General features: G+C 55.2%; 11 protein-coding genes. 4 read left to right on the forward strand and 7 right to left on the reverse strand.

What is annotated here, in order from left to right:
* Positions 1 to 46 precede the first annotated feature (46 nt).
* A complete protein-coding gene (locus tag EI42_RS08880; protein WP_111320990.1) occupies positions 47 to 1,681 on the forward strand; it encodes an FAD-dependent monooxygenase in 1,635 nt (544 codons plus the stop codon).
* Between the two features lie 51 nt (positions 1,682 to 1,732).
* Here the strand turns inward: EI42_RS08880 and EI42_RS08885 are convergent, their stop codons facing one another.
* The 6 genes from EI42_RS08885 to EI42_RS08910 form a co-directional block, all read right to left on the reverse strand.
* On the reverse strand, positions 1,733 to 2,875 hold the full coding sequence (locus EI42_RS08885; RefSeq protein WP_111320992.1) for an FAD-dependent monooxygenase: 1,143 nt from the start codon (positions 2,873 to 2,875) through the stop codon (positions 1,733 to 1,735).
* Between the two features lie 2 nt (positions 2,876 to 2,877).
* On the reverse strand, positions 2,878 to 4,149 hold the full coding sequence (locus EI42_RS08890; protein WP_111320994.1) for an alpha/beta hydrolase-fold protein: 1,272 nt from the start codon (positions 4,147 to 4,149) through the stop codon (positions 2,878 to 2,880).
* On the reverse strand, positions 4,146 to 10,418 hold the full coding sequence (locus EI42_RS08895) for a non-ribosomal peptide synthetase (RefSeq protein ID WP_137686288.1): 6,273 nt from the start codon (positions 10,416 to 10,418) through the stop codon (positions 4,146 to 4,148). The genes EI42_RS08890 and EI42_RS08895 overlap by 4 nt, the downstream gene beginning before the upstream one ends.
* Positions 10,419 to 10,479: 61 nt before the next feature.
* On the reverse strand, positions 10,480 to 16,884 hold the full coding sequence (locus EI42_RS08900) for a type I polyketide synthase (protein ID WP_137686289.1): 6,405 nt from the start codon (positions 16,882 to 16,884) through the stop codon (positions 10,480 to 10,482).
* A gap of 44 nt (positions 16,885 to 16,928) precedes the next feature.
* Positions 16,929 to 17,324 carry an ester cyclase gene (locus EI42_RS08905; protein ID WP_170142477.1) on the reverse strand — a complete coding sequence of 132 codons (396 nt, stop codon included), beginning with the start codon at positions 17,322 to 17,324 and terminating at the stop codon, positions 16,929 to 16,931.
* A 167-nt stretch (positions 17,325 to 17,491) separates the two neighbouring features.
* Positions 17,492 to 18,559 carry a class I SAM-dependent methyltransferase gene (locus EI42_RS08910; protein ID WP_170142478.1) on the reverse strand — a complete coding sequence of 356 codons (1,068 nt, stop codon included), beginning with the start codon at positions 18,557 to 18,559 and terminating at the stop codon, positions 17,492 to 17,494.
* A gap of 322 nt (positions 18,560 to 18,881) precedes the next feature.
* On the opposite strand from EI42_RS08910, the gene EI42_RS08915 reads away from it, so the two are divergent.
* Genes EI42_RS08915 through EI42_RS08925 form a run of 3 tightly spaced genes read left to right on the forward strand, consistent with a single transcriptional unit; the run spans position 18,882 to position 25,367 of the window.
* Positions 18,882 to 20,078, forward strand: coding sequence for a cytochrome P450 (locus EI42_RS08915; protein WP_211326090.1), 1,197 nt, complete (start codon positions 18,882 to 18,884; stop codon positions 20,076 to 20,078).
* 11 nt (positions 20,079 to 20,089) lie between these two features.
* Positions 20,090 to 20,956, forward strand: coding sequence for a thioesterase domain-containing protein (locus EI42_RS08920; RefSeq protein WP_111321006.1), 867 nt, complete (start codon positions 20,090 to 20,092; stop codon positions 20,954 to 20,956).
* A gap of 13 nt (positions 20,957 to 20,969) precedes the next feature.
* The gene (locus EI42_RS08925; RefSeq protein ID WP_170142479.1) at positions 20,970 to 25,367 is read left to right on the forward strand and encodes a type I polyketide synthase; all 4,398 of its coding nucleotides are present in this window, start codon (positions 20,970 to 20,972) and stop codon (positions 25,365 to 25,367) included.
* Here the strand turns inward: EI42_RS08925 and EI42_RS08930 are convergent.
* The gene (locus EI42_RS08930; RefSeq protein ID WP_170142480.1) at positions 25,303 to 26,370 is read right to left on the reverse strand and encodes a methyltransferase; all 1,068 of its coding nucleotides are present in this window, start codon (positions 26,368 to 26,370) and stop codon (positions 25,303 to 25,305) included. The two genes, EI42_RS08925 and EI42_RS08930, sit on opposite strands and share 65 nt — an antisense overlap.
* Positions 26,371 to 26,572: the final 202 nt, after the last annotated feature.

Below are 26,572 nucleotides of genomic sequence, written 5' to 3' on the forward strand. Positions count from 1 at the left end.
GCATTACAATCTCCCCAGATGAAAAGCAACAAAGGAGAACACAAATATGTATAACAGCAACCATGAAGAGCAGGTTCCCGTCCTTATCGTTGGTGGCAGCGTTGTCGGACTTTCAACGGCGCTCTTTCTGGCCCTGCATGGCATTCAACCGCTTCTCGTCGAGCGCCACGCCACCACTTCTATTCATACACGCGCTGCCGGCTTTAACGCTCGCACAATGGAACTTTATCGGCAGGCCGGTATTGAGTCCGATATTCAGCGGCTAGAGACGCCGCCTGAACAAATGGGCGAGATAGGTCTGCATGTAGAGACACTGGCTGGGAAGGAGCTCCCGACCAGCGAAGCAAAATCACATCAACAATTCCAGATCACCAATCCTTTCGCCAGCCCGACGCGCATGGCAATGGTCGGACAGGATCAGCTTGAACCCGTCTTACAGGAACATGCCAGTGCTCTCGGCTGCGATATTCGCTTCAACACGGAACTGATCGATTTTGAGCAGGATACTGAAGGCGTTCACGCTCATATACGCGACCGCGGCACCGGAAGCGTTCATTCCATTTTTGCGCGTTACCTTATCGCGGCAGATGGCAATAGAAGCGCGATCAGGCAACAACTCGGCATCAGCACCTACGGATATGGACGGCTTGGTCAATGGGTCAGCATTCTGTTTCAAACCGATCTCAGCCACGTGCTTCACGGACGCAACATTGCGCTCTGCTTCGTCAACAATCCACATGTGAGCGGCATCATCGGGCAATCACAGAATCGCTGGTCATTGTTTGCCAATGTCGAGGATTCCGACGATTTTTCCGAAGAGCGCTGCCGTGAACTGGTGCGCGCGGCTATCGGTCTGCCAGATCAGCCTGTGAAGATTCTCAGCATCCTGCCCTGGGAAACCGCCTCACGTGTCGCAACGCATTACCAGCAGGGCCGCGTCTTGCTTGCCGGGGACGCCGCGCATGTGATGACGACAATGGGCGCATTTGGCGCAAACACCGGTATTGCCGATGCGCACAATCTGGCCTGGAAACTGGCACTTGTGCTCAAGCAGAAAGCTCCGGCTCGTCTCCTCGAAACCTATGAACAGGAGCGGCAGCCCGCCGCAGAACTCGCTGTGGCAGTTTCGACAGGACTTTATGCCTATCGCCTCCCACAACACAAACAGCGAGAGGCCATTCTGCAAAGTGCACAGGAGATGCTCGCATGCGTCCGCAAAAGCCCGGATGCGCCCGATCCAACTGCCTTTAGCGTGATGAACGGCTATCGTTATCGCTCAGCAGCGATTCTCTCCGAGGACGACACCGAGCCAACGCTGTTTGAAAACGAACCGTCCGGCCGCCCGGGAACTCGTGCGCCGCACGTCTGGCTGACACAGGATGGTCAGCGCTGTTCGACGCTCGATCTCTATGGCAAGCAATTTGTGCTGCTGACCGGGCCCGAGGGACACCTGTGGAGCACAGCCTTTACCGAGGCTGCTCGGCAGCTCGATATCCCTCTAGTGAGCTATACCATCGGGCAACACTTCCATGATCAGGAAGAAAGCTTCCTGGCCTGCTATGGGATTGGTGCATCAGGAGCAACCCTGATTCGTCCCGATGGCTTTATTGCCTGGCGATCTCAACAGGCCAACGATCAGCCTGTAACGACACTTCTCAGGCACCTCCTTTGCTATGAATAAGTGAATGATGCGAGCGTGGCAACTTTTTGCCATGCTCGTACATCACTGCATCTAGAGAGCGAATTCGTCCTGCCAGGCGAAGTTGCGCCTGAGCAGAGGGGCAGCCAGAGGCCAGTTCATCAAGCGCAGATTCAAGCCCTGCAACGCGATGAAAAAGGTATTCTCGGGCGCGAAGAAAAAGCGTGCCGCCTTTTGCCCGACCTGTTGTCTGCGCGTAATTCCTGGCTTCAGTTGCTTTTCGTAGGAGCGAAAAGCGGTCAGGCGATCATGCTGCGAACCCAACTCACGCGCCAGAATATACGCTCCCACCATTGCCAGCGACGCCCCCTGACTTCCCGCCGGGGAGACACAATGACAGGCATCACCAAGCAGCACCACCCGTCCCTGACTCCATTGTGGCATGATAATCTGTGTCAGGGCATCCACATAGAGCCGTTCCTCTTTGCCAGCCAGTTCAAGCAGATCGGGAACCAGCCAGCCAAGCGATCCAAACGAGATCTGTAGCTCATCCATGATGGTGGCTTGCGTGGGGGGTTGCAGCGACCGATAGAAGAAGAAGACCGCAATGCGCCCATCAAGCAGCGGGAATACGCCGATGCGCCTCCCGGGAGCCGTGAGGGTGTAGAATACATCGGAACGAACATCCAGATGCTCAACAACAAAAGCGACAATAGTATATCCCAAAGGCCTGCTAAAGCGCTCCTCGGGCCCGAAGACCAGTCGCCGAACATTAGAATGCACACCATCGGCCCCTACAACCAGATCAAACGTCTCCTCTGATCCATCAGTCAAGGTGACATTGACCCGCTCCTTATCCTGTTCGAGCGCCATTATTGAGGTGCTAAACCGCACCGGACTATCCGTCTTGCGGGCCAGCAACTGGACCAGATCGCCACGCATAAAGCTGAAATGGCGATCGTCAAGCAGCATCCGCATATTTTCATACGGGATGGTGATCCGCCTCCGTCCACTTCCATCAAGGAAGATCAACTCCAATACCGGACAATGAATGGCCTCCAGATCGTGAAGCAGCGACATGCGTTCCGCTACTTTATAGCCCGCACCAAAAAAATCGATGACAAAGCCATCATCGCGCAAATGTTCCGCCCGCTCAATGACAACCGGCTCCATTCCATAATGCGCCAGCCAGTACGCGAGCGTCAGCCCGGCAACCCCGGCACCAGATATCAGCACTCTCACCCATTCGCCCCTTTCTCTTCGCCACACTGCGCAAGCGCAAGGAAGCGCTCCACAAAAGAGTAACGCCAGCACACAAAATCATGTCCCCCGTTAAACTCCGCATAGTCAACAGCATAGCCCTGTCGCTGTAAAACATCACGAAACCGCCGGGTGGCCGCCACCGGATCAATCAACACATAGCGATCAAACCGCCCGATTTCCAGAGAAAAGCGCAATGCAACCGGCTCTCGTCGCTCGTATTCAGCGGTGAGCCATTCGCCCTCGCGTTGCACATCTCCACCACTGCTCGACCAGAACGTCCCGGATTGGGAAAGGACATTGCCAAAGAGATCGGGCGCATGGAGCCCGGTAAAGGCTGCCGCAACGCCTCCCGCGCTCACCCCACCCACAATAGCACGAGCCGGATCTGAGCTTACTCGATAGTTCTCCCGAATCCAGGGCACAAACTCTTCGCACAGAAAATCAAGAAAGGGGTAGTGACAGAGCAGCTCCTGTCGCCGCGTGCCATAGTCCATATGACTGAGCAACACAACCATATATGGCGCTATTTTTCCAGCATGAATCAAGTTATCCATCACCGTTGGAACAGACATATAGTTCAGATACATCCAGCCATCGAAGAGCAGCAACAAACCAGGGGGCTCCGTGCTCTCTACAGGTGGCATGTACACCGCGACATGATATGTGCGCTGCAACCGCCGGGCCAGAAACATCGAGAGTTTGACGGCTCCCCGCGGAACACCCTTTTGAGGAAGTATCCAGTGTTGCACAGGTGCAGCAGGCAATTCCAGAATCGAGACCTGCATAAAATCCTGTTTGCCGGGCAAACCAAGCGGAGAGCGCATCTGTCGCGGGTTCAGTGGATCGGTGCGGGCATGCATCATCCGTATCAGCACATCCTGAATCTCACGGCAAGGTGTCAGCGGATCATTCAATGAGAACTGATATGTCGTGCGCAGATCAGCAGGAACACAATATGTTCGGTACCAGAGATCAGTAAAGGGGAGCCGATGCAATTGATTCTCGGCAAAAGCTCCCGGCAGCGCAGGTCCCCCAAGCACAACCACATTACGAGTCTGCCCGTCCACGTCACGCCAGAGAAACGTGACCAACATCTGCGCAGCATCGCCCTCAAGCGGCTCAATCAGTGGTCCCCCTGCCTGCTCTCTCTCTTGCCAGAACGCAGCGAGCGCATCCTGATTGCCTGCCTCAAGCTCCTGCTGAAGCCGCATCAGACGCGGACTGAGCAATAATGCCTGTGTACTCATGCTTCCTCCTTCTGCCTGCTCTGATCAATAAGCTGTGCCAATGCCTCAACTGTACTATTTTCCATGATGAGTGCAAGCGGCAATAAAAGATTGAAGCGATTCTGAATCTCGGTCGCGAGATGCGCAACAAGCAGCGAATGGCCTCCCAGACGGAAAAAGTCGTCATGAACGCCGATCTCATCAATGTTGAGCACCCGGCGCCAGAGTTCAGCAAGTGCCTTCTCGGTCATAGTGCGCGGTGGGCGCTTGCTGGCAGTCAACCGAGCAGACTCGGGCAAGGCAGCACGATCGATCTTCCCATGCGCGTTCAGAGGGAATTCATCGAGCAGAATAAAGGTGGCAGGAACCATATAGTCAGGAAGGCGCTGACGCAGGTACGCCGCCAGTTCATCAGGTGAAGGCGCCGGTCCAGTCGCCACCACATACGCGAAAAGCTGTCCATCCTGAAGCTTTACCTGTGCTACCTGCACTGCTGGATGCCTGGCTAAAAGCGCCTCGATCTCTTCCAACTCGATGCGATAACCGCGCACCTTCACCTGATGGTCAACACGGCCCAGGAACTCAAGCGAGCCGTCAGCCAGATAGCGGACCAGATCCCCGGTTCTATATACCCGCGCGCCTGGCTCCTCGCTAAAGGGATGTGGAAGAAAGCGTTCAGCGGTGAGGTCTGGGCGGTTGTGATAGCCACGTGCCAGCCCAACGCCGCCTATATAGAGCTCTCCCGGAACGCCGATCGGGACAGGCTGCAACCATCGATCCAGAACATAGAGCTCCACATGAGCAATTGGTTTCCCTATATGCATCTTTTGCTGTTCTGGCCCACACTCGGCAACGGTGGCCCAGATTGCGGCCTCAGTTGGACCATAGACATTGTAGAAGCGCCTGAAGCGCCTTCCCTGGCTAAGCGTGCACGCCAGCTCCAGCGGGCAGGCTTCACCACCGACAATGATTGTGTGAACCGTTACCAGCGTGTGTAGTGGCAATGTCCTCAAGGCCGAGGGAGTCAGTGAGATCAGCTCTATTTGCCGCTCAAGCAGATAGCGCCCGAGTTCCTCGCCGACCATCGCCATCTGTGGGGGTGGCAGGTAGAGCGTGCCCCCGGCTAGCAGCGACAGCATCATATCCCAGAGCGAGGCATCAAAACTCAGGCTTGCCCATTGTAAGATACGTGTCCCGGTCTGTACCTGAAAGAGCCGCTTGAGCTCACGCGCCACGTTCAACAGGCCACGATGTATGACCTCAACACCCTTTGGAAGCCCGGTTGAGCCCGAGGTATAAATCACATATGCCAGATTATCTGGCTGGCTCAGATTTGGTGGCGGTTGCTCACTCCACCCCTCAAGCTGCGTCAGAGCATGATCCAGGACAATACAGGGAACAGTCGGCTCTTCTATTGGCTCCTGAGCAAGCAACAGCGAGATGTTCGCATCATGCAACAGAAAAGCCAGGCGCTCAGGCGGATTCGTTGGATCCAGCGGCACGTAGACTCCGCCAGCTTTGAGAATTGCCAGAAAGCTGACAATCGCCGCAAGCGAGCGCCGCATCAGCACCCCGACACCCTTTTCAGGACCGATTCCCTGCGCTCGTAACAACCATGCAAGCTGATTGGCTCGCTGATCCAACTCACGATAGCATAAGGTCTCATTGTCGGTCACCAGAGCAAGCGTCTCAGGCGTGCAGGCAACCTGATGCTCGAAGACCTCATGCACACAGAGATCTTGCGGAAAGGTCGGCTGCATCCTGTTCCACTCGATAAGCATATGCTGCTGTTCTTGCTCGGTCAGAAGAGGAATTTCCGCGAGAGAAAGCTGTGTCTGTGATACAAATGCCTCAAGCATATGCTCGAAATGCCGGGCAAGCCGCTCCATCTTTTCAGGGAGAAACAGATCAGCATTGTATTCAATTGAGCCAACTATTCCCTCCTCGTGCTCCTCACAAGTCACCTGTACGTCTATTTTGGCGCTGCTCTCCTGGGTCGGAAGCGGCTCAACCAGCAATTCAGGGAGCGCAAGCGGCTCCTGTGGCGCATTGAAAAGTTGAAACGCAACCTGACAGAGCGGGTTTCGCTCGCGAGAACGCTGTGGGCACAACACTTCAACCAGGCGCTCAAAAGGCATATCCTGATGCGCATAGGCGTCCAGCGTCACCTGACGCACCCGGCGAAGAAGCTCGTCAACCCGCGGATTCCCGCTGAGATCCGTGCGTATTACCAGCAAATTGACGAACATGCCGATCAGCCCTTCGAGTTCAAACTGCGTACGATTTGCGATCGGCACACCGACAGCAACATCTTCAAGGCCACAATAGCGCATCAGGACCACCTGAAACGCGGCCAGCAGGGTCATAAAAAGCGTGACCTCGTGCTTCTGGCTTAATACCTTTACCTTCTGCACCAGTTCGGGCGAAAGATGTAGCGGCACCTGAGCACCTCGAAAGCGCTCCTGTTGTGGCCTCACAAAATCAGCGGGCAGTTCCAACAGTGGGAGATCAGCCAGTTGACGCGTCCAGTAAGCAAGCAGGCCGGGCGCTTCCTCCTGTTCTCGCTGCCAGCGTGCAAAATCGCGATAACGTACCGGTAAAGGCTCTAGAGAAGCCGCCTCACCCCGCACAAAGGCGCTATAGAACTGCTGTAACTCCCGTTGAAGAATAGCCAGCGACCAGCCATCACAGGCAATATGATGCACGGTAAGAAGCAAAATGTGCTCCTGCCCAGACAGACGAAGCAAGCGAGCACGAAGCAGCAGCCCACCGGTCAAATCAAAAGGTGTCAGTGCCTCCCGCTGGCCCTCCTCGCGGCATCGTTCCACCTGCTCCGCAGGAGTAAGCGAGCTGATATCGATGAACGTCAGCAACGGCTCGTCCGGTACTGGCCTGATCTTCTGGAAGGGCTGCCCGTGTTTGCTGATATAGCAGGTGCGCAGGCTTTCGTGACGCTCTATTAGCGCTTTCAAGCTCCGCTCGAGCACCTCCACATGCAGAGAACCGCGCAAGCGCCACCCCAAAGGGATCAGATAAAACGGGTTGTCTGGTGCCAGTTGTTGCAGAAACCAGAGTCGCTGCTGAGCAAAGGACAGGGGCACAAGCGCATCATCCCGTTCTGAACTGATGATTCGCTTCTTTTCGCTTTCAGTAGCGCATGCCTTTTCTATCCGACGCGCAACGGCTGCAACGGTCGGGGCCTGAAAGAAATCCCGGAGCGGAAACGAGCATTGAAAAATGCGCTCGATTCGCGAGACAACCCGTGTGGCCAGCAATGAATGTCCACCAAGCGCAAAAAAGTTCTCCTCCCTGCCGACATATTCCAGCTCCATAATCTCTCGCCAGATATTCGCTACCAACTCTTCCACCGGGGTGCGAGGACATGCCGACTGCGCGGCCGGCAATGCGGGAAGCGGCAGCGAATGGCGATCAATCTTTCCGCTGGACAGCAAAGGCAAGGCATCCAGCAGCAGGAGATGGGTCGGTATCATATATTCGGGCAGGCGCTCTTTGAGATAGGAGTGCAGCCGAGCAGGCAATTGATCCCGCTCAACGGAAGCGTCAGGAACTACCCAGGCCAGCAGAGCCGTCCCCTTTGAGGCCATTTCACGCACCAGTACGACCGACAGACGCACCGCAGGATGGCTATTGAGTGTCGCTTCGATTTCACCAGGCTCGATCCGATACCCGCGTATTTTCACCTGCTGATCGAGACGCCCCAGATACGAGAGTGTCCCGTCAGCTCGCCAGCAGACCCGATCGCCAGTTCTGTAGAGGCGCTTTCCCGGCCGAAAAGGATCAGGAAGAAAGCGCTCAGCAGTCAGATCAGGACGGCCACAATAGCCTCTTGCCAGCCCATCACCGCCAATATAGAGCTCTCCCGGAACGCCGACAGGTACGGGCTGAAGCTGTCTGTCAAGCACGTAAACATAGGTATTACCGATCGGTCGCCCGATTGGTATATCATCAATCTCTGACGGGTGAATGGGGTGGCAGCAAGCAAACGTCGTGGTCTCTGTGGGCCCATATCCGTTGATGATCCGCGTTTCCGGTGAGAGCACCTCTAGAGCCCGACGAACATGAACATTGGATAGCGCTTCGCCTCCACATACCACCTGCTGCATGCCACGAAAAGCCGTCGGGTCCTCATCCACGATCAGGTTAAACAGAGCAGAGGTAAAAAAGGTGATAGTCACTCCATAGCGGGCGATAGAGGATCGAAGCAGTGCGGGCGTTAAAACTCGCTCTGGCAACAGCACACAACATCCACCATGCAGGAGCGCACCCCAGATCTCGAAGGTTGCCGCGTCAAACGTAATCGAGGAGTGATGGAGGAAGCGTTGATGCTTATCCAGTTGAACATATGTCACCCCGAACAGCAAACGCACTACGCCCCGATGCAGCGCCTCAACACCCTTTGGCTGGCCTGTTGAACCCGATGTATAGATGATATAGGCGAGATCATCAGGGTTATTCTGATTCTCGGGAACTTGTGCGCATTCCGGACCATAGCGCTCAACGCACATATATGGCGGACTTCCAGGAGGCACCTGCGGTTCCAGGTGCTCCTGAGTCAACACAAGCGAGAGCCGGGCATTCTCACACATAAAAGCAAGCCTGCGAGCAGGGAACGATGGGTCAAGCGGCACATAGACCCCACCGGCCTTCAGAATAGCAAGCATCCCGATAATGAATTCGGGCGAGCGCTCCATAAAAAGGCCGACCGTTATTCCCGGGCCAACTCCACGAGCCTGTAACACCAGAGCAAGCGCATTGGAGCGCCTATCAAGCTCACCATACCGAAGAGCTTCCCCCTGATACAACAATGCGACCGCTTCCGGAGCTCGTTGAGCCTGTTCCGCAAAAAGCTGATGAATGCAGCGCGTATGTGGATATGGCACCTGCGTCTGATTCCAGGCTTCAAGCAAACAATAACGCTCATCCTCTCCCAACAGCGAAGACTCGGCAAGAGGCCGCTCGGGGTGCGCGATCAGACCACGTACCAGGTTCTGAAAATGGGCCGCCATCCGAGCAACCATGTCTTCAGAAAAAAGATCGACTTTATATTGCAAGAAACCCTTCAGGCACGTTGGCTGCTCATAAAGCATCAGCGAAAGGTCAAAGAGCCCCTCCTGTGGCGGCAATACAGCATATGATTCCAGGAGCAGACTACCTATCTGACGCTGTACACCGGCCTCACCAAGAAAGAAGGGCGAGAAGCCCTCTCGATCGAGCGAGGTAGATTCCCAGACAAAGGCCGTCCTGAGCAACGGCTGTTGAGCCGCATCACGTCCGGGTTGTAGCTCCTTCACCAGCAACGAAAACGGGTAATCCTGATGTTCAAGCGCGTCCATAACGACCTGTTGCACCCGCTCAAGCAATTGCTGAAAGGTCGGGTTCCCCGAGACGTCAATGCGCAATGGAAGCAGGTTCACGAAGTAACCCGCAACCTTTTCAAACTCCGAACGACTCCGACCGACAGCAGGGCTACCAAGCAGCACATCTTCCTGCTGCGTATAGCGATAGAGCAGCACAACAAAGCAGGCGAGCAGCACGGTATAGGGTGTGACACACTCCTCAAACGCAAGCGCACGAATACCCTGTGTGAGTTCCTCATCAAGAGTGAAGACAAAGGTCGCTCCCTGTTCGGCTCGTCCCGAAGCAGGCAGGCGACTACAGGGAAGGTCAGGAGGAGAAAGCTCACCAGCCAGTTGCCGCATCCAATAAGCCCGAAGCTGCTCGCCACGCGTTCCGGCGATCACTTCCTGTTGCCAGCGAACAAAATCTCGATAGCCAGTCGCCGACATCCCTGGCAGCGCTTGCGTATCATACAGGAGAAAGAGTTCCTGAAGCAACAGGCGCATTGTCAACGAATCACAAATGATATGATGAGCCACAAACAGGAACAATGTATCTTCCTTGTGGCGTTGTAGCAGCAAGACACGAAATGGGCAGCATTCCAGCACAAAGGGTTGAAGAATCGCGGCTCGCGCCATCTCAAGGAGTTCTGCTTCATTTCGGGATGAGTGCAGCGTCAATGGAACCGGTAAAGAGGCATGAACCCGCTGCATTGGCCCTGCCGTGGAGTCTGTAAACGTCGTGCGGAGCACGGGATGACGCCGAACCAGCTCCTCAAGCGCTCGTTTCAAAACAGAAGCATCCACACATGAGCGAATGCGCAAAGTGACATGCACGTTATACACAGAGCTATCGGGATTAAGCCTATAGAGCACCCATAACCCCTGCTGCCCGTAACTCATAGGGTACAGCTCTACTGGTTGAGAACTCACCCGTTTCCTCCCTTCAATTGACGCTGCCCATCCTCACCCCGGCAGCCAAACCACTCATGAACTACCCTTTATCCGTCATCTGAAACGCCTCACGAAGCAGTGCCGCAACCTGTCGAATGGTAGCCTTGCCGAGCAGGTGCTTGACCAGCAAGGAAATGCCCAGGTCGCGCTGAATGCGGTTGCGTAGCTCAACAGCCATCAAAGAATCAAGTCCTTGCTGTAACAGCGGCGTCTGGACAGAGACTCGTTCAATGCCCCGAATCTCGGCAAATTGCGCCTGCAAGTACGCTTCCAGACGGGCCTGCTGTGCGGCAAGGGGCCCCTCACCCCATGAGAACGGCTGTTCCTCTCCCGTCTGTGCCTGACGCACCTCCTCAGGCATCAGGCGTCGCAACAAGGATGCTTCACAGGAAACCGGATAAAACTTTTGCCAGCGCTCCCAATCCATTGCCATGACACAGAGTTGTGGCTTACGCTGCAAAAGCAAGCGCCCGAAGAGCTCCGTTGCCTCATGAGGATCAAGCGGAATCAGGCCACGCCCCTCAAAATGCCGTCCAAGCTCCGGACGTGACGCCAGAAAGCCGATCTCTCCCCATGCGCCCCAGTTGATACAGAGCGAGGGCAAGCCACGCGCCCGCCGATAATGAGCCAATGCATCAAGAAAGCTGTTCGCAGCCACATAGTTTCCTTGTCCCGGAGGAGCAATCAGGGTTGCAGCCGAAGAGAAGAGCACAAAGAAATCCAACGCATGGTGAAGGGTCTGACGGTGGAGATTCCAGGCCCCGCGTACCTTTGGCCTCATCACTGTCTGGAAGCGTCGAGGATTCTGCTGCATCAACATACCATCATCCAGCACCGCCGCAGCATGCAGCACTCCGCGAAGCGGCGGCATCGTGCGTTCAATAGAAGCGAGTTCCCGAGCAAGCTGCTCTTCACAGGAGACATCCACCGCGGCAACCCGCACCTGTACCCCTCGGGCACTCAATGTCTCAAGGAAGCGAGCCACTTCAGCAGAAGGCGCCTTTCTTCCAAGCAACACCAGATGCCGCGCTCCCTGCTCAACCAGCCAGCGGGCCATTGTCAGGCCAATACCTCCCAGGCCGCCAGTGATCAGGTAGCTTGCCTGAGCCCGCACGATGACCGGAATCGAGACAACGTGTTTCGGCCGCGCCTTCTGCGGCTGATGCGTCAATACAATCTTTCCGATATGTTTTGCCTGGGCCATATAGCGAAATGCATCTTCTGCATCCGAGAGTGCGAAAGAGCGATAGGGCAGCGGCGTAATCTGGCCCTCATCCAGCTTGCGCCCGATCGCGGCAAGCAGGCCACCAATCAGCCCGGGGCGTCCCTTGATCAGCTTATCAAGATCGATTGCATGATAGGCAAGGTTATTGCGGAACGGAGCCAGCGATAGCTGACTGCCCTGATAAATGTCGCGTTTGCCCAGCTCGAGAAAGCGCCCGCAGAGCCGCAGCACCGAAAGTCCTTTCTGGATATATGCTCCCGCAAGCGCATTCAGGACAAGGTCTACCCCTTCGCCGTTCGTCAGCCGCATCACCTCTTCGGCAAATTCAAGCGAACGTGAATCCATGACATGCTGTACACCAAGCGATTGCAGATACGCCCGCTTCTCAGGCGTTCCGGCGGTAGCAAAGATCTCTACTCCGGCCAGCTTCGCTAACTGGACCGCCGCCAGACCAACACCACCCGCTGCCGAATGAATCAGCACTCGCTCACCAGGTTGCATATGCCCAAGCGTATGAAGTGCATAGGAGGCCGTCAGAAAGGCAATCGGGATCGTAACCGCGTCCTCAAAACACAATGGCTCGGGGATGGGTAACACATAACGAACATCAGTTGTGACGTACGCTCCGATCGCATGTGGAGCCAGAGCGATCACCGCAGCACCCACATGTACCGTTTCAATTCCCGGGCCCACAGCTGTAATAATGCCAGCACACTCAATGCCGAGCGGGTCCACCCCCTGCGCAGAGGTCGGCGACATCCCCAGAGCTGACAGCACATCCCTGAAATTGAGCGCTGAAGCATGTACCTGTATCTCGACTTCGCCGGGACCAGGGGCACGTCGCTCCGCCTGCCGAAACCGCAGCGCATCCAGTGAGCCGGGTTGCGTCGTTTCCAGATAGAACTGATCGGGCTCCTCAACGGAGCGCGGCGCCACTACCGGTAGCGCGTCTTCACGTAACAGGCGATGCATGTAGCGCGTTGTGCCTCGCAGCGCCAGTTCTTGATAGGCTTCGCACCGACTTACTTCATCAAGGAGCATAGAGAGCTCTCGCACCGATGGAACAGGGCTGAGATCGAGTATGCTACAACGTATCGTAGGATGCTCATTTCGCAAAACACGACACAGCCCCCAGAGCGGCGCCTGAACACAGTTCACGGTCTTCTGCTCTGCAAGCGCCACCTGAGCCCCACGCGTCACCAGCCAGAGAAAAGGAGGCTCCGGCACTTTCACCAGCGCCTGAACCAGCGCTAACCAGCGCCCACACAGTGTCAGATACTCATCCTCAAGTTGCTCGGCCGGCCTGTCCATCTCGATGCTACCGCCTGCCAGGAAGAGCAGCGTATAGTTTGTCGCGGGAATCTGCGTAAAAAACTGTTCCCAATCAGCTTCGAGAGCCGGATCAAGCTGATAGCGATGCGCATCAAGGCGCTGAAAATTTGCGCCCGGCTGCACTACTATGCAGGCCTGCCCACGCTCTTGCAGAGCCAGTTCAAGCTGTTTCGCCGTTTCATCATCTTCATTCGCGAAAAGGAGCAGCGGAGACAACGTTGATTCCGTTTGCGCTGATGGCTGCTCTTCCCAACGCAGTTGATACAGGTACTCCTGTTGCGCCTCTTGCTTGCTTCGCTGAAGAAGAACGCCGTTAAGCTCTACCAGAACCCGCCCCTGCGCATCCAGCACAACCACGTCACCAACCAGTAGATCAGCCTCACTATTCTCTTGCAGACGGGCATAGCTCCAATAGCGTTCCGCTTCCAGCGCGGCATACACGCTCACTCGCTTGATATGCACCGGAACATAGGTGTCCCTGGCTCCGATACGTTTCCCATCCAGCATGGCAGGAATCGTCCCGAAAAGCGTCTGCAAGCAGGCATCCAACCACGCAGGGTGCAGCACATATGTCTGCGTTCCCTGTTTCACCGCTTCGGAAAGCTGAAGCAAAGCCAGTGCCTCACCATCCCCCTTCCATAGCCGCTCCACACCACGAAATGCAGGTCCATAGTTCGCCCGGCGCATCCCCACATCATGATAGAAGGTCTCGGCGGTGCAGACCTCGCCTGAGCAGCTCTGTTGCAGCTCCAAAAGCGATACTTCAGGAGCCTGGGGAGCGGCTTGCAGCAAGCGTACTATGCCCCGTGCATGCAGGTGGGATTCATCCTCTGTTAGCCGGAACATATGCAGCGTGAAGAGCCCGGGACCATCAGGCGCTAGAATGGTCTGAATCGTTTGCGGCTCGTCATCTGAGAGCGCAAGTGCATTGAGCAACTCAAGGTTCTCAAGAAGAGCGTGACGTGCTCCCGGAATAACGCGGATAGCCTCCAGGGCCAGCTCTATATAAGCCGTAGCAGGGAGAATCATCGTTGTATGGATGCGATGGTCCCGCAGATAGGGAAAGCGCTGGCACTCGAGCCGGGTCAGCAGGAAATGCGTCTCAGGATGCAGCGCGAACGGCCAGTGAAGCTGCACGAACGGAAAACGCTGCTGTGCCTCTCCCTCAAATGAAAGTGGCCTCGCTGAAGCAGGCAACCAGAAACGTTGATGCTGCCAGGGATACAGAGGCAGCGACACACGTTGTCGCGACTGCGGGTACAGGAAGCTCCAGTCAGGAGTACATCCCCGCTCATAGAGTCGGCCAAGCGCCTGAAGCAGAGCCAGCCGTTCAGGAGTTTCGCGTTGCAGCGTTCCAACCGCCATCGCTTGCTTGCCTGCCGCCTCAAAGCAGTGGCGCAGGCTTGAAACGAGGATTGGATGCGGGCTCACCTCAAGGAAAATGGTGAACTCCTGCTCAAGCAAGCGCTGCACGGTCTGCGCGAAAAGGACCGGCTCACGAATATTTCGGACCCAGTAGGCCGCATCACAGGGTGCATCCTCATCTGTTGTGACAGTCGAGAACATGGGAATCCGCGCGGGTTGCGGTTGCAGCCCCTTTAAAGCATCGAGCAACGCATCTCGAACGGGATCAATCGCGGGGCTGTGCGAAGCAACGTCGACCCTGACAAATCGACAAAAGATCTCACGCTGCTCGACTATATGCATGATCGCTTCAAGCGCTCCCCGATCTCCCGACAGCACCACAGAACGTGGACCATTACAGGCAGCTAACGATACCTCCTGCTCACGATTTTCGGCAAGCAGGCTTTGCGCTTCGGCAAACGAGAGCTCAACGAAAAGCATCGCCCCATGTTGCCCCAGACCGCGCATCAGCTTGCTACGACAGCAAATGATCCGTGCCGCATCCTCAAGGCTCACAATCCCGGCCACACACGCCGCCGCGACTTCGCCCATACTATGACCGATGACCGCCTGTGGTTCGATGCCCCATGAGCGCCAGAGGGAAGCCAGCGCCACTTCAAGCGCGAATAATGTCGGTTGAATCACGTCGATACGCTCTAGCAGCGCCGCGCCTTCGTCCGTCGTCAATACCTCTCTCAGAGACCAATCAACATAGGGACGCATTGCCAGCTCACACCGCTGAATTATCTGTTCGAAGTGCTGCTCCTGCCGCAAAAGCTCTCTACCCATACCAGGCCACTGCGAGCCCTGCCCGGGAAAGACAAAAACCACTTTCGGCGCTTGTACGGCAGCAGTCTGAGGCCCGGCCCGTAATTGGTCCAGCAGTTCCGCCCGGGAAGTGCCCGCAAGCGCAAACCGATACAGATGATGTGCCCGATGAACACTGGCAGTATAGCATACATCTTCCAGCGATAACTGTTTTTCACTTAATAGATGCACATAGCGTCGAGCAAGCTCTAGAAGCGCCTCTGGACAATGGGCCGAAAGCGGCAACAGATACGCATCTGGTTCCTCAGCCACGATAGGAGATGCTTGCTTGGGCGCTTCTTCCAGCACGAGATGGGCATTCGTGCCGCTGATGCCAAAGGAGCTCACACCCGCATAAAGAGGATGCGCCTCCCACGGCTGGACCCTTTGCGGCAGGTGGAACGGAACACGTGACCAGGAAATGGCTGGATTGGGCTCATGACAATGCAGAGACGGCACAATCGTTCGATGTCTGAGACACAGGGCGGTCTTGATAAGGCCCGCGATACCCGCCGCGCCCTCTGTATGGCCGATATTTGTCTTGACCGACCCAACCAAACAAGGAAAATCGGGGGCTCGCCCTTCAGCCAGAATGTCACCTAGCGCCTCAAGCTCCACAGGATCACCCGCGCTGGTTCCTGTTCCATGCACCTCAACATAAGAAACCTGTGAGGGCGCTATACCTGCCTGCCGATAGGCCTTTCGCAAAACGTCGCGTTGCCCGCTCAGGCTCGGTTTCGAGAGTCGGCGCTGCTCTCCTGGCGCACTGCCATCATTGTTGACCGCGCTTCCTCGAATCACCGCATAAATCGGATCATGATCAGCCAGCGCTTGTGCCAACGGCTTCAAGACGACCACCCCGACGCCATCGCTACGCACAAAGCCATCTGCTCGTGCATCACCAAACTTGCAACGACCATCCGGAGAAAGCATGCCTGCCTGTGAAAAGCTAATCGATTGAGAGGGCTCCAGCACGAGATTGACGCCACCCGCCAGCGCAACCTGACACTCTCCCGCCTGCAAACTCTGACAGGCCAGGTGCACAGCGACCAGCGAAGACGAACAGGCCGTATCGATAACCATGCTCGGCCCCTGCGCGTTGAGAAAGTGCGACAGCCGCCCGGCTGCAACCGAGCGAACACCGGTCACAACTGCATATGGAGAGATAGACGCAAGATCCCGAAATTGCAGGTCTTCATAGTCGTTTGTCCACATACCAATAAAGACGCCTGTCTGCTTCTCCTGCACGCGGGCCGGGGGAAAACCGGCATCTTCCAGCGCCTCCCAAGCGACCTCTAACAACAGGCGATGTTGTGGGTCCATCCAGGATGCTTCCTGTGGCGGAACCTGGAAAAAGGTCGCGTCAAAGCAGTCTATCTCCTCAAGCATGCCACCATAGCGAGAAATAATCTTGCCGGGAATGCCAGGCCGTTCATCGTAGTATTGATCGAGCGAGAAGCGCTGCGGCGGTATCTCGCTAATCGCATCCCTTCCCTCGCGAAGCAACTGCCAGAACGCTTGCAGATTCTGCGCTCCCGGGAAGCGGCAACTCATACCAACAATCGCAATAGGTTCTCGTTTGAGCAGTCCAGGTGCATCGTTGTCACAGGTCAGTGTATCCATTTCTCGTTGACCGGGCGCTGTACCACCGCGCCGTTCTCCTTTCCACCAAACCACGAAGCATACATACAGTCAAATTCGCGAGTACATTGATGCAGATCTCAAGATGCGAGGCATCGTACCTGTACGACTTCCCAGACCTCCGCCATCTTTCCCTGTGCTATACGAAAAAGTGCCATTCCTTCAAGCAGAGCCTCGCTTTCGGTCGAAGGCAGGCCCGGCAGCGCGATCCGGGGCTTTCCACGATGGGTCCAATGCACCACGACATTCTCACCTGAAGCAACAATATGCCGCATTTTCACTTCAATGGCAGGAAAAGCTTCCATGAACTGCTCTCCAAGAGCGATGAACTGTTCATATCCATGAATAACATGTGTCCCGGTAGCTTCATGCGCAACAAAATCATCTGTGAACCATTCGTGGGGGTTCTCGATGCGCTCACCACTCCACAAGCCCTCAATGTAGCGTCTGACAAGGGCTATGTGCTTCACTTCCACTGACAACGCAAGCGCTCCTTTCACTCTAACTGTAGCACGCTCTCGTCTAAGAAGATGCATACTGCAATGACATCTTCCATACATTATACTCATTTTTCTCTCGTTTTAGAATTTATATATTTACATTCACAAAGAGTCATACCTGATACTGCTAAGCACTAAAGTAGCTATGCCGTGATGTCATAAAAGGCATTCATTGGCGCTTCAACCGGTAGTCGCCGCAAGTCGCGAAACCCTGCTTTCAAACAAAACTCACGCAATCTAGATTCTGGCAAGCCTAATGTCCCCAGACCTGCCCCCTGAAAAGCAAGCGATGTTGGCATGCAGAAGAGCACGCTGCTACAGTAGAAGAGCGTTCCATGCAGCCCCTTATTCTCCTCCAGCTTGTCCGAGGCGTCCACTTCCGTGCAGATATAGTGCCCGCCGGGAGCAAGCGCTTGCCTGATCGCCTGAAGTAGCTTCAATGGGTCCGGTGCATCATGAACCATGTTAAATGTGGTGATGATATCGTACTGCTCAGGGAGCCCTTCGGCGGCGTCCAATTGCACGAAGCACACGCGATCGGCCACACCAGCAGCCCGGGCATCCGCGTTGGCTCGCTCCACATGCGGGGCAAAGATATCATAGCCACAATAGTGCGCTTTGGGATATGCCTGAGCCAGCTTCAACAGCGCTCGCCCCTGTCCACAACCAATATCCGCCATACGCGCACCCTGCATCAGCTTCTCCTGCACAGAGGGCATCGCCGGAATCCATTTTTGTACCAGCAAGTTCTCAAACCAGCTATTGGAGAGTCGTGCCATACCCTCGAACGCGTCAGCACTATACGCCGACATCGGTACGCCTTCCCCGCTTCGGAAGGCAGCCAGCAATTGCCCCAGAGCCGGAAGAGCGCCAAAAGTACCCTGAAGCAGTCCACCAACAAAGAACAGGCCATCCTCCTGAGCAAGTACCGGAACATGAGCCGGAGGCAAACAAAAGCGCTTGCTCGTCGGATCATAGTCCAGATAGCCCGCGCATGCCATCGCGCCGAGCCACTCACGTGCATAGCGCTCACTGATTTGAGCCCGCGCCGCAAGCTCTTCGCTAGTCGCCTCCCCCTGTGCCAGACAGGCAAAAAGGCCAAGACGATCACCAATACAGGCCATTAATGAGGCTAACCACCCTGCAACATCACGCATCACCTTCTCGGAAAAGGCCTTTGTCGCAGCTTGATCTCTATCCTCTACAACCATATTCAACCTCCTTAGATCTGTATTCATGATAATACGCTTCTTCTTCCAGTTCAAGTATTTAAACTTTTGTCCTATTTTTCAAATGAGGCATGCCTCTACCAGAATAGAGAGCCTGGCATGAAACATAAGTATAGTTTCTGATTTACCATCAGTCTAATGTCAAACTTCTAAGCAAGCATACTGGCATATGTATAAGGAGGATATCATTTTGTTCCACAAGTATACTATGTCTTAAGATATGCGAATTGCGTAAAAATTTTTCTATTCACACTCATACATTCAGCACTGTGCAGCTCAAGAAAGGGGTTGTCACATGGAGGAGATGGGAACGCGCGTTCTCCCCGGTCAATTGAAAGATCCATATGGGTGGCTTCAATACATGCGGGAACAGCACCCGCTCTACTACGAACCAGCCACACAGACATGGCACGCCTTCTGCTACCATGATGTGGCTTTTATCCTGACGAAACACGAGGTCTTCTCTACCTTCCCACGCAAAAAAGACAATGAGGATATGGAAGCATTCCTTCAGGCGGTCCTGGTAGCTCTGGAGCCTCCTCGTCACGGCTGGTATCGTTATCCCGTATCGCGTCACTTTACTGTACAGGCACTCGCACCCCTTGCCGAGAAATTTCGCACGATCACGCAGGAGCTCCTTGACCAGATACGCCCCCGAGGTGAAACAAACTTCCCGCTCGATTTCTCCTATCCTTTGCACGAGCGAGCTGTCATGGCGCTCTTCAACCTCTCTCAAGCCCAATATTGTAAGCTCAAAACCTGGTTGGAGCACCCCCTGATTCTCGATGTCACAAGACCGCCAGAGGAGCGCTTTGTTGTGATGGAAGAGGTCGCTCGCTTCTTTCAGGACGAGGTCTTTCCAAACCAGCCATCAGAGGGACTGATTCATGAGCTACTCACGGTCGGTGAGAACGGACGGCATCATAACCTGAACGATATCGAGACCGCCATTTTTCTTGTCACCTTGATTCTAGGAGCCATCGAGACAACACCAAGCATGCTGAGTCATGCCGTGTATCTGTGTGATGAGTACCCGAACATCAAGGCTGAGATCCTGCATACTCCTGAGCTGATGAAGAGCTTTCTCGATGAGGTGCTGCGCTTTCGCTCTCCGTTGTGGGGCGTGCGGCGGCAGGCAAAAACCGATATTGTTATCAGGGATCAGCACATTCCAGCCAATAGCAACATCTTTGCCTGGATCGCCTCCGCCAATCACGACGCGGAGGTGTTTTCGCATCCCGATCGCTTCGACATTCACCGCCAGCACAACCCGCATCTTTCCTTCGGACGGGGAATCCACTGGTGTCTGGGGGCCCATATGGCCCGACTGGAAGCCTCTATTGCCTTACCAATGGTCTTCGAGCAGCTTCCAGAGCTACGCCGTGATCGCACCGTCCCGCCAGAATATCTGGCAAGCGACCAGTTTTGCAGTCTTCTTAAGCTCCCGTTTCACTTTTCACCTGTATCACAGCCCTTATACGAAGAGATCAATAATAACTAAAGGGAATATCCATGGACGAACGCTCGATTCTGGTTTCACTGCAACGCGGAGATGAAAGCCGCCTGCCTTTTTTCTGTGTCCATCCGGCAGCAGGAAATGTGCTCTGCTACCGTAAATTGGTTCAGTACCTGGACGCTACACAGCCATTTTACGGTCTGCAAGTGCCCCATCTCTACGGCACGAAAGCTCCCTATACCTGCCTCGAAGAGATAGCAACCGCATATCGGCAGGCCATACAGGATCTGCAACCACGCGGGCCGTATCTGCTGGGAGGCTGGTCGATGGGTGGTTTAATCGCTTTCGAGATTGCGATCCAGCTCCAGCAGCTCGGTGAGCCCGTTGAACTCCTCGCACTGTTTGACACCTACCTGCCCGATGGTTCCAACTGGGAAGAGCAAAACAATCCCGCAATGTTGATTCGCTACGCAATGGATATTGCTGGCGTTGATGGCCCAGACGAAGCTGAGCTACAACAAATGAGTGAAGAGGAACAACAGGCGTGGGTCGCTCGTCTGACTGCTCGCCCTGAAATAAGCTGGACCACCGAAGGGGAATCACAGGCATTTGTGCAGAACATTCTCTATCAGAGCTTCCATAATGCCAGAATCGCAGCACAGTATACGCTTCATACGCCTTTCGACGGCACAATAACTCTCTTCCACACCGCTACCGAGGCTCTGCCCCTCTTACAGCAAATGACCAGCACGGAACAGGGCCATGATCTCTCAGTTTCCTGGCGGGAGTTTGCCACAGAAGGTGTCGAGGTACATATGGTGCCGGGTGAGCATGATACGATGCTCAACGAGCCTGCCGTCTGCCATGTGGCCCGCACTTTACAAAGTTGCCTGGACAAAGTGCAGCAGCGGCTCTATTGGTGAGGAGAAATCAATTATGCGACCGGAACCCATTGCTATTATCGGGATCGGTTGCCGGCTTCCGGGCAACGTCTGTACGCTTGATGATTTCTGGACACTTCTGTGCAGTGGCTCCGATGTGATACGCGATCTGCCTCCCGAGCGCTGGGATACTGCTGCTTACTACCACCCTGAGCCAGACACCCCTGGCAAAATGTACACCTGTCGTGGGGCCTTTCTGAACCAGATTGACCAGTTTGACGCGGCCTTTTTTGGCATCACCGATGAAGAAGCTGTACAGATAGACCCGCAGCAACGCCTTCTGCTGGAAACGTGCTGGGAAGCAATGGAAGACGCAGGGCTCCTCGCGCGCCAGCTTGCAGGCTCGTCCACAGGCGTGTTTATTGGGATCAGCGCTCACGACTATAGCCGTTTCCTCCAGCAAGACCCGACGCTGATCGATGCCTATTCACAGGCCGGAACAGCGCACAGCTTTGCCTCAAACCGCATCTCAGGCTTTTTCGACCTGCATGGGCCATCTCTCAGCATTGATACCGCCTGCTCGTCTTCTCTGGTTGCCGTCCATCTGGCCTGCGAGAGCCTGCGAAGAGGGGAATGTCAGCTAGCGTTCGCGGGCGGCGTCAACCTGCTGCTTGATCCCATCGCCCAGATTTGCGCCTGTAAAACATCCTGGCTCTCTCCCTCTGCTCACTGTCAGGTTTTCGATGCGGACGCTGACGGCGCGATACGCGGCGAGGGAGCTGGCGTGATCCTGCTCAAGCCTCTTGCCCATGCACTGGCCGATGGAAACCGGATACATGCAATCATCCGGGCATCAGGAACCAATCAGGATGGACGCAGAACAAGCACGCTAAACCCCACCAGTTCCGCCCAGGAAGCGCTTCTCCGGCGAATCTATCGCGAAGCCGCTATCACGCCCGCACAGGTTCATTATGTCGAAGCCCATGCGACCGGTACCCCTCTTCACGATTCAGCCGAGTGCTACGCATTGGGGACAGCGCTTGGTCTGCATCGGTACGCTGATCTCTGGATTGATTCCGTGAAGGCGGTTATCGGGCATCTCGGTGCAGCAGCAGGCATTGCAGGCCTGCTCAAGACAGTTCTGATCTTGAAACACCGACAGCTTCCCGCCAATCCGCATTTCAGGCAACCGGGTCCCTATATTCCCTTTGCCTCATTTCGTTTGCGCGTCCCCCAACAACTCACACCGCTTGAAGAGGCTCCCCTGCTTGCAGGAGTGAATAGTATCGGCTCTGGTGGAACCAATGCACACGTGCTCCTTGAGGAATTTCAGACCGGACCCGAGCAAAAGACTACGTATACACGCTCCGGCTATCTGCTACCCCTTTCGGCACAGAGCCACGAAGGGCTTGTCGCGCAGGCTCATGCCTACAGGCGTTTCGCGGAAGAGCCAATCTCTTTGCATGATATGTGCTCCAGCGCGCTGTTTCACCGAGACCATTTTTCTCATCGGTTAGCGCTTGTTTTTCAGTCACAAGAGGAGCTCCGTGAGCAACTGGATGCCTTCTTAACAGGCGATCCCTATCCGCTTGTCGGGCGCCGCCAGGGCATCACCCCGAAGATGGCCTTCGTCTTCTGCGGGATTGGTTCGCAATGGTGGGGTATGGCGCATGCGCTTTTCGAGCAGGAACCTGTATTCAGTGCAGCGATCGAACGCTACGACCCGATCGTTCAACGCTATGCTGGCTGGTCGCTTATAAAAGAACTCCTTGCGGATAGCGAGCACTCACGCATCCACCATGCAGATATTGTTGCTCCAGCGTTTTTCGCCTTTCAGGTCGCCCTCGTCGAGCTCTGGAAGGCCCGTGGAGTCGAGCCACAGGCCACTATCGGGCATAGCATGGGAGCGCTTACCGCCGCTCATGTGGCCGGGCTATTGACCTTTGAAGAGGCCCTCCATCTGTTCTGCTTTATCCATAAAATCCTTAAGCAAACAGAGAACTGTGGGCGCATGCTCGCGGCCAGTCTCCCGGAGGAACAGGCCCTTGCCCTGCTTGCCGACTGCTCTGACACGGTTTCACTGGCCGCAATCAACTCTCCTCAATCGGTGACTTTATCGGGAGATGCAGCATCCCTGCATCAGATAGCCAGCCAACTTGAGCAACAGGGCATCTTTTGCCGCTATCTCCCGCTGGATTATACTCTGCACTCGCGCGCTATGGACCCGCTTCGCGAGGAGTTCATCAACACCAGCCCACAGCTTCCGGCACGATTGGCTCGCCGCCTGTTTGTTTCAACCGTGACGGGAAAAGCGCACCGAGACGGCGACGCAGCTCACTGGTGGAACTGCCTGCATGCGCCTGTCCGCTTTGCCGATGGCGTGCACACGCTTCTTCAGGAGGGCTACAGGGTGTTCCTGGAAATTGGCCCTCACCCTGTCCTCTCCGGCTATCTCTCTGAATGCCTGCAATACCACGACATCCAGGGGCTCATTCTCCCCACTCTTCACCGGAAGGACCCATTGACGCCGCTCCGCACAATGGGAGCGCTTTATGTGCGAGGTTGGCCGCTCCGCTGGAAGAACAGTATGCCTGAAGGGAAGCTTGTGCCACTACCCCATTATCCCTGGCAGCGACGGCGCTACTGGCTCACGCCGCGAACAACCTCATGCACGATATCTGAAGGCGCCTCCCATCCGCTGTTAGGCCGCCAGTTGGCTACCGCGCTGCCTACTTGGGAGACGACGCTTGACACACAGCTTCCGGGTGGCCTGCTCATGCTGCTGCTTGCGGTCGCGGGTAAGGCGTTTGGCGCTGGACCCATCTCTATCGAGCAATTCATGCAACACGAACTACTCAGAGAAACAGCCTGCCTGCAAATAGCACTCGTACCGCCAGACAACTTTGTGCATCTGTTCTCTCGTCATGAACAGCAGGAATGGAGCCCCTTCGCCAGAGCCCGAATCAGTCAGCCGTCCACTCAGCCTGCTCCACTCGATCAGGAGGCGCTGAAACAGCGCTGTTCCTGTATCGTTTCGTCGGTAGAACTTCAATTTCTGCTGTGGAGCCGGGGCATACGTCGATCCCCTGTGCCAATTACTGAGGTTCGCTGCTCAGCCGACAGGCGCGTATGGCTTTGCCGCACAGACAACCCTTCTGGATCGCTTGAAAGCGTTCTCCAACAGCTTTTCTCTGTGCTTACGCTCTTCGGGCCAGCACAGCATGATACGCCGCCCTTCACTCCCATAGCGCTGGAACGTCTCAGCCTGTATCAGTCCGGGACGCTCCCCACACGCCTGTATCACCTGATACAGATACAGGAAAAGACACCTGCTTGCTTTACTGTGAATATCACCCTCTTTGATACACAACAAACGACACTGCTCGAAGCTCAGAGGCTTCGCTTACAGGCGCTTCCTGTCCCGCAACAGGAGCTTCCTCTGCATGCCGAAACATGGCACCCCTCAGCGGAATGCAGTTCTTCTCAGACCCTGTCAAACAAGGCCTCTCTGGAAACGCTGTTACAGAGTGCAAGCCAGTATCACAGGCACCGGGAGCCCGCCCAACCGTCCATGTCTGCTTTCAGCCTCCAGCCGCATGCAACCTATCTGCTCACGGGAGCATTGGAAAGCATCGGACCGAGTGTCGCCGCCTGGCTGATCGCTCGTGGCGCCCGGCATCTGGCGTTCGCGGCTCCCACTCCTCCTCGACATGTGCTTGAGCTATTACAGGCAAGCAGCGCCCGGTATTGCTTCATCCCGACCGATCTGGCCGCACCTGAAGCGGTCGCCCGGTTACTCAACGAGTTGAAGGACACGCTCCCCCCGTTACGCGGCATCATTCACCTGACCGTAACAACACAGCACTATGCCGACGAAGCCGCGCGGAGAGCCGATCAGCAGGCGCTCTGGAATCTTCATATTCAGACACAATCTCTTCCACTGGACCTGTTCCTGCTCTTTTCCGGCCATCTTCCAGGCGACAGGGCTGAAACAATGTTCCCTTCGCTCCTGGCCACTCATCGGCGCATGCTCGGCCTGCCTGCACTCTCGTTTTATTGGGGAGAACTGACCCAATCCTCGGAGGATAACACAGCCTGGCAGGTTGCTGAAACACTTCCTTTCGAGCAAGCATTAGCCCGACTTGAGTCCTACCTTCAGGGGCCATATCCACACCTGTTCATTCCAGAACAAACCCGGACTCACAAAGAGCAACACACGCGCTTTTTTGCTGTACTGAACAGTGTTCTGGGGATCACCGTTTCGCGTTCTATGCTCCAGCGTTCCGCGACAGAACTGGGGCTCGATTCCCTCAAAGCGCTGCAATTGAGCAGCCAATTGAAGCGCGAACTCGGTCTTGATATTTCGGTGCTACAGGTGTTACAGGCATCTAATCTTGCTGCCTTGCTGCCTGACATACAGTCATCTCAAGAATCATCAGAAAGGAGGCTGTAGGAATTGTCTGTACCAGCGAAAAACCGACAGCTTCCGCTAATGCGCTATACTCGGCAACGGTTCGCACACCTGCGCCCTCCACCGCAAGTAACGCCTGCAAGTCCATAAAGGCACCATACGACGAAGCAGCACAGGTGTCGGGCAGGCATTCGATAATCAGCAGCTTGCTCTCCGGCTTGCATGCCTGCCTACAGCTTTTTAGAACCGCGATACAGTCGTCATTCGACATATCGTGTAACACCTGTTGCAGAATATAAATATCAGCATCTGCGGGTATCTCTTGCCGCACATCGGCAGCGATACACTGTAAGCGCCCCTCTTTGATGTTAGAAGCAAGCATACACGAGGTAGTCGTAAGTACGTCAGGCCGATCAACGCCTATCCCCTTAAGATGAGGATATGTCTGTAAAAGAGAGCTCAGCAACACTCCGTGCCCGCAACCTAGATCAACTACCAGTTGAGCATGCGAGAAATCATAAGCCTGCATCAGAGCAGGAGTCAATAATGACGCCAGGGAGGAGAAGAATTGTTCCAGCACTGCATATTTTTCCGGGTTATTATAGATATACTGCCAGAGTTCCTCTTCTTCTACAAGCTGCCAGGCAGAGCCACCGGTCCGCACACTGTGGCTCAGATAGTCCCAGAGTTTCCAGCTCTGTGGAAACGCTACCGCCCGCGCCATAAAATACATTGTCCCTTTTTGTCCGCTACATAAATAGCGCGACATCTCTGTATGGGTGAACTTTTTTGCCTCTGCCACATCTTCCCCCGGTACCTCTTCAAAAATTCCTAGAGATGCAAGGGCACGTAACAGACGATAGAGCGACAATGCATGGGTACCGGTGATTGTTGCCAGCTCACTCACTGTCCTGGGGCCTTCCGCCACAAGATCCGGGATACCAAACTCGACGGCGGTAGCAATCGCTCGCGTTTTCCACATCCCACACAATAATTCAAATATATCCCACGGGGCCGCTGATATATGCTGTTCTCTCTCCTCCATCTCCTTCCCCTTTTCATGCATTAACACCTATCATCGTCATGTAGTACCTTATGACTTCCTCACCCCACATCATCAGTATCTCTACTGTCAGTATACTGAACTATGCAACTTTTTCCATGAAGCATCCAGGTGTGCTGAGAGCACTCTTTACCACTCGTTCACCTGCTTCTATAGCACAATTACGCTTTAGCTTCTTTTATTC

This window comes from Thermosporothrix hazakensis (genome assembly GCF_003253565.1).
Classification (GTDB): Bacteria; Chloroflexota; Ktedonobacteria; order Ktedonobacterales; family Ktedonobacteraceae; genus Thermosporothrix; species Thermosporothrix hazakensis.